The following is a 14,528-nucleotide window of genomic DNA, read 5'->3' as shown; positions in this document are numbered from 1 at the left end:
TGGAGCCCCCGAGTGAGCAAGCGCACCTTCCAGCCGAACAACCGTCGTCGCGCGAAGACCCACGGCTTCCGCCTGCGGATGCGTACCCGTGCCGGTCGCGCGATTCTCGCGAACCGCCGCAGCAAGGGTCGCGCCAGCCTGTCCGCCTGATCCCGATCAGGTCATGACGTCGTGCTGCCTACCGAGCATCGGCTGAGGCGGCGCGAGGACTTCGCGACCGCGGTACGACGAGGACGCCGGGCCGGACGCCCGCTCCTCGTCGTCCACCTACGTAGCGGTTCCACGGACCCGCATGCGCCTGGGGAGAGCGCTCCCCCGACGCGTGCGGGTTTCGTCGTGAGCAAAGCCGTGGGTGGCGCGGTCGTGCGCAACAAAGTGAAGCGCAGGCTTCGCCACCTGATGCGCGAGCGAGTCGCCCAGCTGCCCCCCGGTAGCCTGGTAGTCGTACGAGCGCTGCCCGGATCGGGTGACGCCGACCATGCACAGCTGGCCCGAGACCTGGATGCCGCCCTTCAGCGGTTGCTGGGAGGGGGCGCGCGATGAAGTACCCGCTGCTGGCTCTGATCAAGCTCTACCAGTGGACGATCAGTCCGCTGCTCGGGCCGGTCTGCAAGTACTACCCGTCGTGCTCCCACTACGGCTTCACGGCCATCGACCGGCATGGTGCCATCAAGGGAACGGCACTCACGGCCTGGCGCATCCTGCGGTGCAATCCGTGGTCGCTGGGCGGTGTGGACCATGTCCCCCCGCGCAAGCGCCCGCGGTGGCACGAAATGCTGCGCAACGCGTGGCATGCACGCAAGGGCGGGCCCTCCGCCGTCGGACCGGCCGCCGAGGGACGGACTTCTCCCACCAGTCCGTCGAGTCCTTCGAGCCCGGCCGCAGAGACACCGTCCCATGCCCAAGGAGCATGATTAGTGGACACGATTGCCAGCCTCTTCAGCTTTATCACCACACCCGTCTCCTGGGTCATCGTCCAGTTCCACTCGGTGTACGGCGCCCTCTTCGGCCCTGACACCGGCTGGGCCTGGGGCCTGTCGATCGTGTCCCTGGTGATCTTGATCCGCATCTGCCTGATCCCGCTCTTCGTGAAGCAGATCAAGGCGACCCGGGCCATGCAGACGCTGCAGCCCGAGATGAAGAAGATCCAGGAGCGCTACAAGAACGACAAGCAGCGTCAGTCCGAAGAGATGATGAAGCTGTACAAGGAGACGGGCACCAACCCGCTCTCCTCGTGCCTTCCCATCCTGGCGCAGTCCCCGTTCTTCTTCGCCCTGTACCACGTGCTCAACAGCATCGCGTCGAACGACACCATCGGCGTCATCAACGACAGCCTGCTGCAGAGCGCTCAGAAGGCCCACATCGTCGGTGCGCCGCTGGCGGCGAAGTTCACCGACAGCTCGTCGAAGGTGGAAGCACTCGGTGCCTCCCTCACCGACGTCCGCGTCGTCACCGCCATCATGATCGTCCTGATGTCGGCGTCGCAGTTCTTCACCCAGCGCCAGCTGATGACGAAGAACGTCGACACCACGGTGAAGACCCCGTTCATGCAGCAGCAGAAGATGCTGATGTACGTCTTCCCGGTCATGTTCGCCGTCTTCGGCATCAACTTCCCGGTCGGTGTCCTCGTCTACTGGCTGACCACCAACGTGTGGACCATGGGCCAGCAGATGTACGTCATTCACAACAACCCGACCCCGGGTTCCAAGGCCCAGGCCTCGTACCTCGACCGCCTCACCAAGCACGTCACGCAGCACGAGAAGGTGGGTCGGCGCCGCGACCGTGCCATCGTGAAGGCGATCGTCGCCAAGGGCCGCGACCGCAACGAGTACGAGCGCAAGTTCATCAACGGCCTGAGCAAGGCCGGACTGGCCGCTCAGGCCGACGGCACCGTGATCAAGAGCGACACCGCGGCCGCAGCCCAGGCCGAGGACGGTACGCCGACGACCGCCGCCGGCACCCCGAAGCGTCAGCAGCCCAAGCGGCAGAGCAAGTCGCAGCGGCAGCACGGCGCCGCCGTCGTTCCGAAGGCGGCCGGTGAGAACGAGCCGAAGACGTCGCTGACCAAGTCCGACGAGCCCGAGGACGCCAAGCCCGCCGCCGCTGCCAAGAAGGGCGGCGCGAAGCCCGCCGGCGGTACTCGCAGCAAGGCCCAGTCCGGACAGCGCAAGGGTCCGCAGCGGCCCAAGTCCCCGTCCAAGAAGTAAGAAGGAGTCCATCCCGTGACGGAAGGCACCACCTCCGCCGCTGCCGAGGGTGCAGACACCCTGACTCGCCTGGAGCAGGAAGGCGAGATCGCGGCGGACTACCTGGAGGGTCTGCTCGACATCGCCGACCTCGACGGCGATATCGACATGGACGTCGAGGCCGACCGCGCCTCCGTTTCGATCATCAGTGACACGGGCGGCCGCGATCTGCATAAGCTGGTCGGCCGGGACGGCGAGGTGCTGGAAGCGCTCCAGGAGCTCACCCGTCTGGCTGTGCACCGGGAGACCGGTGACCGCAGCCGCCTGATGCTCGACATCGCTGGGTACCGGGCACAGAAGCGCTCCGAGCTGTCCGAGCTCGGTGCCAAGGCCGCCGCGGAGGCCAAGAGCAGCGGTGAGGCGGTCAAGCTGAAGCCGATGACGCCCTTCGAGCGCAAGGTCGTGCACGACGCGGTCAAGGCCGCGGGTCTGCGCAGCGAGTCCGAGGGCGAGGAGCCCCAGCGCTTCGTCGTCGTGCTGCCTGCCTGATCGGCCCTAACGTTCCCCGGCCCCGTCTGTTGCGCAGGCGGGGCCGAACTTTGTCAGCCTGATAGTTCTGGTGGTTCTGGTGTCGGCGCCGGGTGCGCTGACGCGGTACGGAAGGACGGTCCCCCGTGACGGAGGCAGCGGAGCTTCCCCCCGCGCCCGAGCAGGCGCGCGAGGTGTTCGGTGATCGCTTCGCGGATGCGGTGCGGTATGCCGAGCTGCTCGCAGAGGCGGGCGTGCAGCGCGGTCTCATCGGCCCGCGAGAGGTGCCCCGCCTGTGGGAGCGGCACCTGCTGAACTGCGCGGTGCTCTCGGAGGTCGTGCCGGACAGCGTGACCGTGTGCGACGTGGGCTCCGGCGCCGGGCTTCCCGGCATTCCGCTGGCGCTGGTCCGCACCGACCTGAAGATCACGCTCCTGGAGCCGCTGCTGCGGCGTACCAACTTCCTCAACGAGGTCGTGGAGCTGCTCGGCCTCGACCATGTGACGGTCGTGCGCGGCCGGGCCGAAGAGGTCATGGGGAAGATTCAGCCCGTCCACGTCGTGACGGCCCGAGCCGTCGCGCCCCTCGACCGGCTTGCCACCTGGGGCATTCCGCTGCTGCGGCCGTACGGGGAGATGCTCGCGCTCAAGGGTGACACCGCCGAGGAGGAGCTGAAGAGCGCGTCGGCGGCGCTGAGCAAGCTGGGTGCGGTGGAGACGTCCATCCTGCATGTGGGTGAGGGCGTAGTGGATCCGACCTCCACCGTCGTACGGGTCGAGGTCGGGGAGAGCCCCGGCGGTGTGCGCTTCGCTGCGAAGCGCGCGAAAGCGGCTCGCACAGGGCGGACGCGCCGTCGGCGCTGAGCCGATTTCGTGTGGGCGGTGTTGACCCGTCCTTGCGATGCTGATTCGTCCATGCGGTGCTGGTGGACCCTCGCGACGCTGATCCGTCCTGAGGAAGAGACGTACTCCACACAAGCTGCCAAACCCATGCATGCCGGAGTGTCGCGACAGTCCGGCCACGGCTGCTGTGCATCGTGTTTCACGTGAAACGTCGCTCACTGCTGCACGGCATCATCAGTCGTGGCCGCGCTGCGGCCGAACCCCGCGACCGAAAGCCTCTTGGTTCCCTCGATGAGGGACCTGAGGTATCCACAGAGGTGGATTTCTCCACAGAACGCCAGGCCTCACTGGTTCACGACCCCGAAGACATGGGAGGCTCTGTTCATTGCGAGCCTGAAGTCGAGGAGAGTGAATCCTTGCGGTCCGACGCCAACATCGCGGGACCGATGACCGATCCGGTCCCCGGTCCCCGTACCGAGTCGATGGGGGCGGATGTTTCACGTGAAACACCGCCTCCGATGGACGACACTCCCATCGGTCGTGCTGCCCAACTGGCGGTGGAGGCTCTGGGGCGTGCCGGCGAAGGCCTGCCACGGCCCGAGCAGACGCGCATCATCGTGGTCGCCAATCAGAAGGGCGGTGTGGGGAAGACGACGACGACCGTCAACCTCGCCGCATCGCTGGCGCTGCACGGTGGCCGGGTCCTAGTGGTCGACCTCGACCCACAGGGCAATGCGTCGACCGCCCTGGGCATCGATCATCACGCCGAAGTTCCGTCCATCTACGACGTGTTGGTCGACAGCAAGCCGCTCTCCGAGGTCGTTCAGCCGGTCCCCGATGTCGAGGGACTCTTCTGCGCCCCCGCCACGATCGATCTCGCCGGTGCGGAGATCGAGCTCGTGTCCCTGGTGGCACGGGAGAGCAGGCTGCAGCGCGCGATCCAGGCGTACGAACAGCCGCTGGACTACATCCTCATCGACTGCCCGCCGTCGCTCGGTCTTCTGACGGTCAATGCCCTCGTGGCGGGCCAGGAAGTTCTGATTCCCATCCAGTGCGAGTACTACGCGCTGGAAGGCCTCGGGCAGCTGCTGCGTAACGTCGACCTGGTGCGGGGGCACCTCAACCCCGCCCTGCATGTGTCGACCATCCTGCTCACCATGTACGACGGCCGGACGCGCCTCGCGTCCCAGGTCGCGGAAGAGGTGCGCACCCACTTCGGCGACGAGGTACTGCGGACGAGCATCCCCCGCTCCGTCCGTATCTCGGAGGCGCCGAGTTACGGGCAGACGGTACTGACCTACGATCCTGGATCGAGTGGTGCCCTCTCCTATCTTGAGGCGGCACGAGAGATCGCGCTGAAGGGCGTCGGCATCAGCTATGACGCGACGCACGCCCATATCGGCGTACAGCAGAACGACCCGAGCATGGTGGAGGGCATCCAGTGAGCGAGCGACGGAGGGGGCTGGGCCGTGGTCTCGGCGCACTGATCCCTGCCGCACCGACGGAGAAGTCGGTGGCCCAGGCCGCGGCGGGGAACGCTGTGTCCACGTCCCCCGCGGCAGTGCCTGTGCTGCCGAACGATCGTGGGGTGGCCGCGGCGAAGGTGGCAACGCTGCCGCCTGTTTCACGTGAAACAGAGGAGCCGGCGCAGTCGACTGCTCCTGCCGCGCCTGCGGCACCCATCGGTGCGCACTTCGCCGAGATCCCCCTCGACTCCATCACGCCGAACCCGCGCCAGCCACGTGACGTCTTCGACGAGGACGCGCTGTCCGAGCTCATCACTTCCATCAAGGAAGTGGGGCTCCTCCAGCCGGTCGTCGTACGGCAGGCGGGTCCCGGCCGATACGAGCTCATCATGGGTGAGCGCCGCTGGCGGGCCTGTCGTGAGGCGGGGCTGGAGGCGATCCCGGCCATCGTGCGCGCCACGGAGGACGAGAAGCTCCTCCTGGACGCCCTGCTGGAGAACCTGCACCGCGCCCAGCTGAATCCGCTGGAAGAGGCGGCCGCCTACGACCAGTTGCTGAGGGACTTCAACTGCACACATGACCAGCTGGCGGACCGCATCGGCCGATCCCGTCCTCAGGTCTCCAACACCCTGCGTCTGCTGAAGCTCTCCCCGGCCGTGCAGCGCAGGGTCGCTGCCGGGGTGCTTTCCGCCGGCCATGCGCGGGCCCTGCTCTCCGTCGAGGACTCGGAGGAGCAGGACCGGCTCGCTCACCGGATTGTGGCCGAAGGGCTCTCCGTGCGGGCCGTCGAGGAGATCGTGACCCTGATGGGGTCACGGCCCCAGAAGGCTCAGAAGCCCAAGGGCCCGCGTGCCGGGGCGCGAGTCTCTCCCGCGCTGTCCGACCTCGCCACGCGGCTCTCCGACCGCTTCGAGACACGGGTGAAGGTCGACCTGGGCCAGAAGAAGGGCAAGATCACCGTCGAGTTCGCCTCGATGGAGGACCTTGAGCGCATCCTCGGCTCACTCGCTCCTGGCGAGGGGCCAGTCCTGCAGAAGAGTCTCCTGGAGGGTGACTCCGAGGAGAACGAGTCCTGAGCCTCCGGCAAGGAACCTCCGCAGTACGGGAGACGGAGCGGGCCATGTCCGGTGTGTGCCGGAACGTGGCCCGCTCTGTTCCTTTCTGGCGGTATCGATGGAATCGCATCGTGGATACGATGCGTTGGGTACGGCGCAACCACTTGGCAGCACCTCTGAGAGGGAGGCAGGGGCCATGCGAACCACGAGGCGCACCGGATTGGTGAGCGCCGGCTTGGGGCTGGGAGCAGTCGGTGGGTTCATCGGCAGCCTCCTCAGGGAACGGAGTGCTCTGACAGCCGCCCGCGACGTGGCGGCGGGCGAAGGAAGCGAGGATCAGCCTTCATGGGCCGCCGGCTCGTACCGCTCACGCTGGACAACCTCCAGGACCTTCCCAAGCGTTGTCGCTCGTGTGTCTTCTGGGAACTCGACCCAGTCAGCGGTGAGGCCGCGGTAGAGGCCGGCACGTCCGCTTCGGAGAAGGAAGCCTGGATCTCGGCGGTTCTGCTCGACTGGGGCTCCTGCGGGCGGGTCGTGTATGTCGACGACGTGCCAGTGGGCTTCGTGCTCTACGCCCCGCCCGCCTACGTTCCCCGCTCCACGGCGTTTCCCACGAGTCCTGTCGCGCCCGACGCGGTGCAGTTGATGACCGCTTTCATCGTTCCCGGCTACCAGGGGCAGGGACTCGGGCGGGTGATGGTGCAGACGGTCGCCAAGGATCTTCTGCGGCGCGGCTTCAAGGCGATCGAAGCCTTCGGGGACGCGCGCTGGAAAGAACCTGCCTGCGTCCTGCCTGCCGATCATCTTCTGGCTGTGGGCTTCAAGACGGTCCGCCAGCACCCCACCCACCCCCGGCTGAGGCTGGAACTGAGGTCGACGCTCTCCTGGAAGGAAGACGTCGAGATGGCACTGGACCGGCTCCTGGGAGCCGTGCAGAAGGAGCCGGCGCTGCGACCGTTGTAGTGCAGTCAGACGAAGGGGCCAACCCTGCCGGGTTGGCCCCTTCGTGTTTCACGTGAAACATGCTCCGTCGGTGCGACGGCTCAGCCGAGTCACTCGGCGATGAACTCCTCGAGGTCGCGAACGATCGCGGCCTTCGGCTTCGCGCCCACGATGGTCTTGGCGACCTCGCCACCCTGGTAGACGTTCAGGGTCGGGATGGACATGACGCCGTACTTGGCGGCCGTACCCGGGTTCTCGTCGATGTTCAGCTTGACGATCTCGATCTTGTCGCCGTACTCGGAGGCGATCGCCTCGAGGGAGGGGGCGATCTGGCGGCACGGACCGCACCAGGCGGCCCAGAAGTCCACCAGAACAGGCTTGTCGCTCTTGAGGACGTCCTGCTCGAAGGAGTCGTCGGTCACGTTCTTCAGGGTGCCGGCCACGGCGGGCTCCTTAACTGTTGGTGCGTGGGGCGGGTAGGGGGAGGTCAGACAGAGGTCAGACAGAGGTCTTCTCGGGCTCGGGCTGCTCCTCGTCCGCCAGGGCGGCGAGGTAACGCTCGGCGTCAAGAGCTGCGGAGCAGCCGGTCCCGGCCGCGGTGATCGCCTGACGGTAAGTGTGGTCGACCACGTCACCGGCACCGAAGACACCGGTCAGGTTCGTGTGTGTCGACGGTGCCTGCACCTTCAGGTACCCCTCTTCGTCCAGGTCGAGCTGACCCTTGAAGAGTTCGGTGCGCGGGTCGTGGCCGATGGCGATGAACAGTCCGGTGACGGGCAGGTCCGAGAGCTCACCGGTCTTGAGGTTCCGCAGCTTCAGACCCGAGAGCTTCGGGTCGCCCTGGATCTCGGCGACCTCGCTGTCCCAGACGAAGGAGATCTTCTGGTCGGCGAAGGCGCGCTCCTGCATGGCCTTGGAGGCGCGCAGGGTGTCACGACGGTGGACGATGGTCACGGACTTGGCGAACCGCGAGAGGAAGGTCGCCTCCTCCATCGCGGTGTCACCGCCACCGATCACAGCGATGTCCTGGTCCTTGAAGAAGAACCCGTCACAGGTGGCGCACCAGGACACGCCACGGCCGGAGAGGGCGTCCTCGTTCGGCAGGCCGAGCTTGCGGTGCTGCGAGCCGGTGGCGACGATGACGGCCTTCGCCCGGTGCACGGTGCCCGCCGTGTCCGTGACGGTCTTGATCTCACCGCTCAGGTCGACGGCCACGATGTCGTCCGGGACGAGTTCGGCTCCGAAGCGCTCCGACTGGGCGCGCATGTTGTCCATGAGCTCGGGGCCCATGATGCCGTCCTGGAAGCCCGGGAAGTTCTCGACGTCGGTGGTGTTCATGAGCGCACCACCAGCGGTGACAGCGCCCTCGAACACCAGGGGCTTCAGCGACGCGCGCGCGGTGTAGAGCGCCGCCGTGTAGCCGGCGGGCCCGGAGCCGATGATGATCACGTTACGGACGTCGCTCACGGCTTGATTCCTCGTCTCTGGACTGCGTCGTTCGACCGGTGGGAGCGTCTCTAGGACCTCTCACCCACCCAACGGATCCTAAGGGGCGCGCATTCCCACTGTGTCCGGGCACACGGAGATACGGCACCAAGCGGTGACCCCGAGGGGAGAGAAGACGAGCGCTCGCTCAGACGGAGGGGTAGGTGCGCTCCAAGAGCACTTCGCCGGTGGCAGTGGACGCCGCGTGATCCACACACGTCGCGTCGACGATGTAGGCGGTGACCCGAGTGGCGTCGGAAGCGTCGGGAAGCAGCACGAGCATGGCCTTCTGCCCCTGGTAGACGCCGTTCTCGGTGGCCAGTGCCGGATCGTCCCGCCCGATGCCGTCGCGGACGCAGCCGGGCACCACGGGTTCCTTGAAGACCTTGGGCTGATTGGTGCCGGGGGCCGTCGCCGCGCCGAAGGGGGTGCGGGAGCCGCCACCCTTGGTCTTGTCCTGGGCCAGGAGATCGGTGACCTGCTTCTGCAGCTTTCCTTCGGAGAAGGTGTCCGCCGCGGTGGTCTGCCGTCCGCCTGCCGTCTCATGAGAGGGCTTGTTGTCGCCGAGGGATGACAGCAGGACGGAGCCCAGTCCCAGGGCGGCCACGGTGAAGACGGTTCCCAGGACGGCGACCCTGCGGCGTCCCATGCGTGTGCGGCCCTTGCGGCCCGGACCGGTGGTGGAGGAGCGCGGGCGGCCGGCAGGCCGGTCGGCGGGCGTCGGCGTTTCACGTGAAACATGCGCACCGCTGTCGTCCCTGGAGGGGGAACCGGCAGTGCTGTCGTCCCCGGAGGGGGAAGCGGCAGCGCCGGAACGGGGAGCACTCATCGGGTCGGGGCTCTCCGCGGACTCCGGACCGTTGGCGTTCAGCAGGGCCTCGGCGGCGAGAGCGGCGTCAATGCGGCCCGCGACATCGGCGGGCATACGCGGCGGACCCGGCAGCGTGCCGAGCAGTCCGCGAATCTCCTCCAGGGAGGCGTAGACGTCCGCGCAGAGCTCGCACTCGTCGAGGTGCCCGCGAAGATCGGTGGTTCGGGCCGGTGGGAGAAGCCCCTCGGCGAGGTCGGAGATCTCCGCGACGTCCGGGTGCCCGGCCATGTCTGTCGTCGACGTCACGCTCGTCCACCTCCGCCCTTCACGGCAGCTGAGTCGGTCGGTCCTGTGTCCGGGGATCCCGCCGTGCGCGGGCCCGCTGCGGGTGGGACGGCTGGCTCCTGCGTCCGGTTCCGTTCTCCGCCCGGGTTCTTGCCCTCACCGCCGCTGTCCGGCCGCAGATGGGTGAGCAGCGGCAGAAGTCTGGCCCTTCCACGCGCACATCTGCTCTTCACCGTGCCGGTGGGCACATCCAGAACCCGGGCCGCCTCCGCGACCGGGTAGCCCTGCATGTCCACCAGGACGAGCGCGGCACGCTGGTCGGCCGGCAGGGTCCCCAGGGCTTCGATGAGCTGCCGGTGGAGATCGTTGCGCTCGGCGGGGGCCGAGGCCGACTCGTGCGGCTCCAGCAGCTGCTCCAGGCGCTCGGTGTCGTCCACGGGGGAGGTCTTCCGGGAGGCCGCTTTGCGGGCGCGGTCCAGGCAGGCGTTCACCGTGATCCTGTGCAGCCAGGTCGTGACGGCCGACTGGCCCCGGAAGGTGTGGGCGGCCCGGTAGGCGGACACGAGGGCGTCCTGCACGGCGTCAGCGGCCTCCTCGCGGTCACCGAGCGTCCGCAGGGCCACGGCCCAGAGCCGGTCGCGATGCCGCCGCACGATCTCGCCGAAGGCATCGGGGTCGCCTTCGACGTGCCGTGCGAGGAGATCCTGATCACTGGCACCGCTGTGCTCGGTGCTGTCTGCCATCGGACCCCCTCCCTCGGTCGGCGCTCAGCCAGTGAACTTCACTTCGGTGATGGCCTGCTTGTATCCCTTGTTGCTGTAGTTGGCCGGGTCGTCGCCCGAGTACGGCAGGGCAGTAAGCCACACGAGGACGTACCGGCTCTTCACAGGCTTGTCGACGCTCACTTTGAGGGATGTGCCGCTTGTCGTCGCTGTGCCGAGCTTCCGCATGGAGCTCAGCGGCGTCGACGAGCCCAGGGAATCCGTCGCGTACAGCTCGGCCGTGGTGTGGTCGTTGCCGTACCGCAGCGACAGGGTCGCGGCTGAGACCTTCTGCTCGGATCCGAGGTCGTAGACGATGCCGACACCCGGCTTTATCACGATTTCGGGACCGTCCAGGTAGCTGCTGGTCCGCCAGCCCGTGGAGGGGTTGCCGTCATAGGTCTCGCCCACATCGGCGGGGTGCTGGGCGTCACCCTTGGCGACGTACTCCTCGGCGCCCTTGATGGGGATCGGCCTCGAGGGCGCTGCGTTCTTGTTCTTGTCGCCGCCCTCGTGGTTCTGCGTCTTGGTCGGCTCGTCGTTCTTGCCGCCCTGGTCCATCAGCGCGTCTGCCAGCTGCCAGCTGCCGAGGCCCAGCGCTGCGATCAGGAGTGCGGAGACGGCCCACTTCAGGGCCTTGCCCGTGCGGCTCTGGAGCGGGGGCGGTGGGGTCGCGATCGGGGTGGCACCGGCGTGCGGGGCCTGACGGCCGTAGGTGCCCTGTTGGTACGTCGTGCGCTGGTACTCGGGCGGGGCGGTGAACGCCGGCTCCGGCGGGCGGATGCGGGGCATCTCGCCGATCGCCTTCACCAGCTCCTCCGGAGTGGTGCACGGCGATTCGTGCCGGGACGCGGTGGCGCCGTCGTTGACGAGCGCGCGCATGGAGAGCTCGGACAGACCGCGGTGCACACCGGCCCGCACCTGGTCGGGCGCGATCAGGCCGATGTCCTTCGGCAGGCCCGACAAACCGTAGGCGTCGCTCTCGTACGGCCAGCGCTGAGTGAGCGCCGCGTACAGCAGGGCGCCGATGGCCTCGGTGTCTGTGCGCTGCGGGGTGTCGGAGGAGACGCCGCGCAGGGCGGCGTTGACCGCGAGGCCGCGGATGCGCCACTGGCCGGTCGAGGCGCGCAACACGGCGTTGGGATTCAGTCGCAGATGGGCAAGGCCCTCGCGGTGGGCGGCCGCCATGGCGGAGGAGACCTGACTGACCATCTGGTAGGCGTCGTAGGGCTCCAGGGGACCGGAGGCGAGGAGCGTGGTCAGTTCCGTAGCGTCGGGGAGCCACTCGTGGACGACGTAGACGACGTCGTTCTCCTCCACCGCGTCCAGCACCTGGACGAAACGCGGGTCACCCAGGAGGGCGGAGGAGCGGGCGGCCGCCAGGACGGAGCGGGCCCGCGAGTGGTCCGCGGGCAGGATGTGCACGCCGACGGCACGGCGGAGCTTCTCGTCCACGGCCCGCCAACTGCTGAAACCGTCCAGACGGGTGACGCACTCCTCGAGGCGGTAGCGTCTGGCGAGCTTGTGACCACTGTGCAGTTCGGGAGGCGAGGTCGTTCCGGCACCGTCGGACCTGGTGCTCTCCTGTACCTCGTCGCTGTCCGTGTCCCGCTCCCGGTTCTTGGCCACCCCGTCGGCCGTGGACTGGTCCGCCTGTGCGGTCAGCGACGCCTCGTCGCTGTTGTCTGCCACGTCGACGGCAGCCGTACTCCGTTCCGCCACCGTCGTTCCTGCCTCCCCATCCATTACGCGCCGGCCGGCGTCCCATGCGCGCCGAGCGACACCGAAACCAATTGTGCCCACAGTCCGCCGCTATGCACGACACGCGGTGGCTGACGATGGTTGTGCGCCTACCCCCCGACTCAGCGTCCCAGGCGTCCGCGGACCATGCCGACCAGGGAGTTGAGCTCCTCGATCCGCATGCGGCGGGCGGCGACGAAGAAGATCCCGAGCAGCACGGCGCCGCCTGCCAGGACCGCGACGAGCGAGCCGCCGGGGCCTTGGCCGAGCGCGTGGCCGATGCCGTAGCAGGCCGCGCCGCTGAGCAGGGCGGCCGGGACGGACGCGATGCACAGCCGGGCGTAAGTCCGCAGGACCCGGGCGCCGTCGAGGTCCCCGCCCAGGCGCTTGCGCAGCCGTTGCCAGGCGACGCCGACGCCGATCGCGTAGGCCAGGCCGTACGAGGCGGCCATGCCGACCACGGCCCAGCGGGACGGGATGACGAAGAAGCAGATCGCCGAGGCGCCGGCGTTGACCGCGGCCACGATGACCGTGTTGTAGAAGGGAGTTCGGGTGTCCTCGTAGGCGTAGAAGGCACGCAGGACCACGTACTGCACGGAGTACGGGATCAGGCCGAGGCCGAACGCCATCAGCATGAAGCCCATGTTGGTGGCCTCGCTGGTGCCCGAGGAGCCGAACATCAGCGTGCACATCGGGATGCCGAGGGAGAGGAATCCGAACGCGATCGGCACGATCGCGACCGCCGTGGTGCGCAGGCCCTGGGAGATGTCGTCGCGGACGGCTCCCCCGTCGCCCTCCGCCGCCGAGCGCGACAGGCGCGGCAGCAGGGCGGCCATGAGGGAGACCGTGATGATGGCCTGCGGCAGGCCCCAGATCAGTTGTGCGTTGGCGTAGGCGGCGAAGCCGGTGCCGTCGACCGGCGAGGCCTTGCCCGCCGCGGTGGACAGCTGGATGACGATCATGGCGCCGGCCTGGTTCGCGAGGACGAACAGCACCGTCCACTTGGCGAGCGTGACGGCCTTGCCGAGGCCCTGGCCCTTCCAGTCGAAGCGCAGCCGCAGCCGGAAGCCGGTCTCGCGCAGGTAGGGGATCATCGCGAGCGCCTGGACCACGAGACCGAGCAGCACGCCGATGCCGAGCAGGCGCTGGCCCTCCGGCGGGATGTTCGCGGTCTTCATCCCGGAGTCGGCCGCGGTGCCGTAGACGTAGATGAACATGCCCAGCGTCACGATGATGACGATGTTGTTCAGGACCGGCGTCCACATCATCGCGCCGAACTTGCCGCGGGCGTTGAGGATCTGGCCCATCACCACGTGGATGCCCATGAAGAAGATCGTGGGCAGGAAGTACTGGGCGAAGGTGACGGCCACCCGGTTCGCCGCCGGGTCGCTGGCGACCGGGTCGGACAGCACGCGGATCAGGAGCGGCGCGCCGATGACCGAGAGCGCCGTGAGTGCGCCGAGCGTCACGATGACCAGGGTGAGCAGGCGGTTGGCGTACGCTTCGCCGCCGTCGTCGTCCTCCTTCATGGCACGCACGAGCTGCGGCACGAAGACGGAGTTGAGACCACCGCCGACGGTGAGGATGTAGATCATCGTCGGCAGCTGGTAGGCGACCTGGAAGGTGTCACCGAGGAGGCCGACGCCCAGCGCCGACACGATCAGCGCGGAGCGGATGAAGCCCGTGAGGCGGGAGACCATCGTGCCCGCGGCCATCACGGCGCTGGACTTCATCAGGCCCGCCGCGCGGCCGCTCTTCTTCGGAGCGGGCGAGGTATCGGGCTCAGGTTCCTGCGTCTCGTCCACGAGGGGCGGTACCGCCACGGTCTGGTCGGCGGCCGCGTACGCGCCCTGCGGCGCGTAGGGGCCCTGTGCCGTCTGCCCCGGTGCCGGGGACGGGCCGGGGACGGACGGCGACTCGTAGGACGGGTGACCGCTGCTCTGCTGCTGGTCCCGGAAGAGATGCGCGAACGCGTCCGGTTCCTGGCGCGGCTCGCCCGCCTGGGAGACGAGGTCGTCCACGCCCACGAACTGGGTGGTGCGGGGGTCGTCGCCGTACGGCAGATGCCGCGTCGGGCCCTCCGGCTCCGGGGCGGGCGTCTGCGCCCACACCTGCGGGTCGGGAGCGTACGGCGACTGCGCGGGCGGCCCGTACAGCTGCTGCTGCGGCTGGTAGGTGCCGGGAGCGGGCGGCGGGTGCGCGGAACGGTCGTAGAGCGCCTCGCCGACCGGGTCCTGCGCGGCGAGGTCCTGCGCGTGGTAGGGGTCCTGGCCGTAGGCGTCCTGGAGGTAGATGTCCGTGGGCGGCTGCGGCGGCACCTGGCCGTGCTCGGGCGGTGAGCCCTCGGGCCCGCCCGCATCGGGGTAGCCCGAGCTGCCCGCGGCACGGCCGCGGTCACCGTCGTACGGCGCGTTCATGGTTACCCCA

Annotated in this window: 15 protein-coding genes; 9 read left to right on the top strand and 6 right to left on the bottom strand. The window is 68.4% G+C overall.

Going from position 1 to position 14,528, the window contains the following annotated elements; genetic code table 11:
• The first annotated feature begins 12 nt into the window (after positions 1–12).
• The 9 genes from rpmH (at position 13) to ACZ7EG_RS11245 (ending at position 7,040) form a co-directional block, all read left to right on the top strand.
• A complete protein-coding gene (gene rpmH / locus ACZ7EG_RS11285) occupies positions 13–150 on the top strand; it encodes a 50S ribosomal protein L34 (protein WP_005482975.1) in 138 nt (45 codons plus the stop codon).
• A gap of 21 nt (positions 151–171) precedes the next feature.
• A complete protein-coding gene (gene rnpA, locus ACZ7EG_RS11280) occupies positions 172–543 on the top strand; it encodes a ribonuclease P protein component (RefSeq protein ID WP_078615240.1) in 372 nt (123 codons plus the stop codon).
• Positions 540–914 (top strand): membrane protein insertion efficiency factor YidD, encoded by a 375-nt coding sequence (gene yidD / locus ACZ7EG_RS11275; protein WP_471075515.1) that lies wholly within the window; start codon positions 540–542, stop codon positions 912–914. Before rnpA ends, yidD begins: the two co-directional genes overlap by 4 nt.
• A gap of 3 nt (positions 915–917) precedes the next feature.
• Positions 918–2,207 (top strand): membrane protein insertase YidC, encoded by a 1,290-nt coding sequence (gene yidC / locus ACZ7EG_RS11270; protein ID WP_471075513.1) that lies wholly within the window; start codon positions 918–920, stop codon positions 2,205–2,207.
• A gap of 15 nt (positions 2,208–2,222) precedes the next feature.
• Positions 2,223–2,735 carry a Jag family protein gene (locus tag ACZ7EG_RS11265; RefSeq protein WP_471075510.1) on the top strand — a complete coding sequence of 171 codons (513 nt, stop codon included), beginning with the start codon at positions 2,223–2,225 and terminating at the stop codon, positions 2,733–2,735.
• 125 nt (positions 2,736–2,860) lie between these two features.
• Positions 2,861–3,577, top strand: a complete 717-nt coding sequence (gene rsmG / locus ACZ7EG_RS11260) for a 16S rRNA (guanine(527)-N(7))-methyltransferase RsmG (RefSeq protein WP_471075507.1) — start codon at positions 2,861–2,863, stop codon at positions 3,575–3,577.
• 347 nt (positions 3,578–3,924) lie between these two features.
• Positions 3,925–5,001, top strand: a complete 1,077-nt coding sequence (locus ACZ7EG_RS11255; protein WP_344460899.1) for a ParA family protein — start codon at positions 3,925–3,927, stop codon at positions 4,999–5,001.
• Positions 4,998–6,098 (top strand): ParB/RepB/Spo0J family partition protein, encoded by a 1,101-nt coding sequence (locus tag ACZ7EG_RS11250; protein WP_471075504.1) that lies wholly within the window; start codon positions 4,998–5,000, stop codon positions 6,096–6,098. Before ACZ7EG_RS11255 ends, ACZ7EG_RS11250 begins: the two co-directional genes overlap by 4 nt.
• 324 nt (positions 6,099–6,422) lie before the next feature.
• Positions 6,423–7,040 carry a GNAT family N-acetyltransferase gene (locus ACZ7EG_RS11245; protein ID WP_471075501.1) on the top strand — a complete coding sequence of 206 codons (618 nt, stop codon included), beginning with the start codon at positions 6,423–6,425 and terminating at the stop codon, positions 7,038–7,040.
• A gap of 89 nt (positions 7,041–7,129) precedes the next feature.
• On the opposite strand, the gene trxA is transcribed toward ACZ7EG_RS11245, so the two are convergent.
• The 6 genes from trxA to murJ form a co-directional block, all read right to left on the bottom strand.
• Complete coding sequence (trxA, locus tag ACZ7EG_RS11240; protein ID WP_030847066.1) at positions 7,130–7,462, bottom strand: thioredoxin; 333 nt, start codon at positions 7,460–7,462, stop codon at positions 7,130–7,132.
• Positions 7,463–7,517: 55 nt separating this feature from the next.
• Positions 7,518–8,486, bottom strand: a complete 969-nt coding sequence (gene trxB / locus ACZ7EG_RS11235; RefSeq protein ID WP_471075498.1) for a thioredoxin-disulfide reductase — start codon at positions 8,484–8,486, stop codon at positions 7,518–7,520.
• A 166-nt stretch (positions 8,487–8,652) separates the two neighbouring features.
• Positions 8,653–9,621 (bottom strand): anti-sigma factor family protein, encoded by a 969-nt coding sequence (locus ACZ7EG_RS11230; protein ID WP_471075495.1) that lies wholly within the window; start codon positions 9,619–9,621, stop codon positions 8,653–8,655.
• Positions 9,618–10,343: an RNA polymerase sigma factor SigM gene (gene sigM, locus ACZ7EG_RS11225; RefSeq protein WP_471075492.1), complete on the bottom strand. Its 726-nt coding sequence runs from the start codon at positions 10,341–10,343 to the stop codon at positions 9,618–9,620. The genes ACZ7EG_RS11230 and sigM overlap by 4 nt, the downstream gene beginning before the upstream one ends.
• A 24-nt stretch (positions 10,344–10,367) precedes the next feature.
• Positions 10,368–12,083, bottom strand: a complete 1,716-nt coding sequence (locus ACZ7EG_RS11220) for a protein kinase family protein (RefSeq protein WP_471075489.1) — start codon at positions 12,081–12,083, stop codon at positions 10,368–10,370.
• A gap of 140 nt (positions 12,084–12,223) precedes the next feature.
• Positions 12,224–14,518, bottom strand: coding sequence for a murein biosynthesis integral membrane protein MurJ (murJ, locus tag ACZ7EG_RS11215; RefSeq protein ID WP_471075486.1), 2,295 nt, complete (start codon positions 14,516–14,518; stop codon positions 12,224–12,226).
• Positions 14,519–14,528 lie beyond the last annotated feature (10 nt).

It is taken from the genome of Streptomyces sp. NPDC037100, from assembly GCF_055606225.1.
The sequence above is the reverse complement of the archived record's forward strand: the minus strand, read 5'-3'. Positions and strand labels throughout refer to the sequence as shown.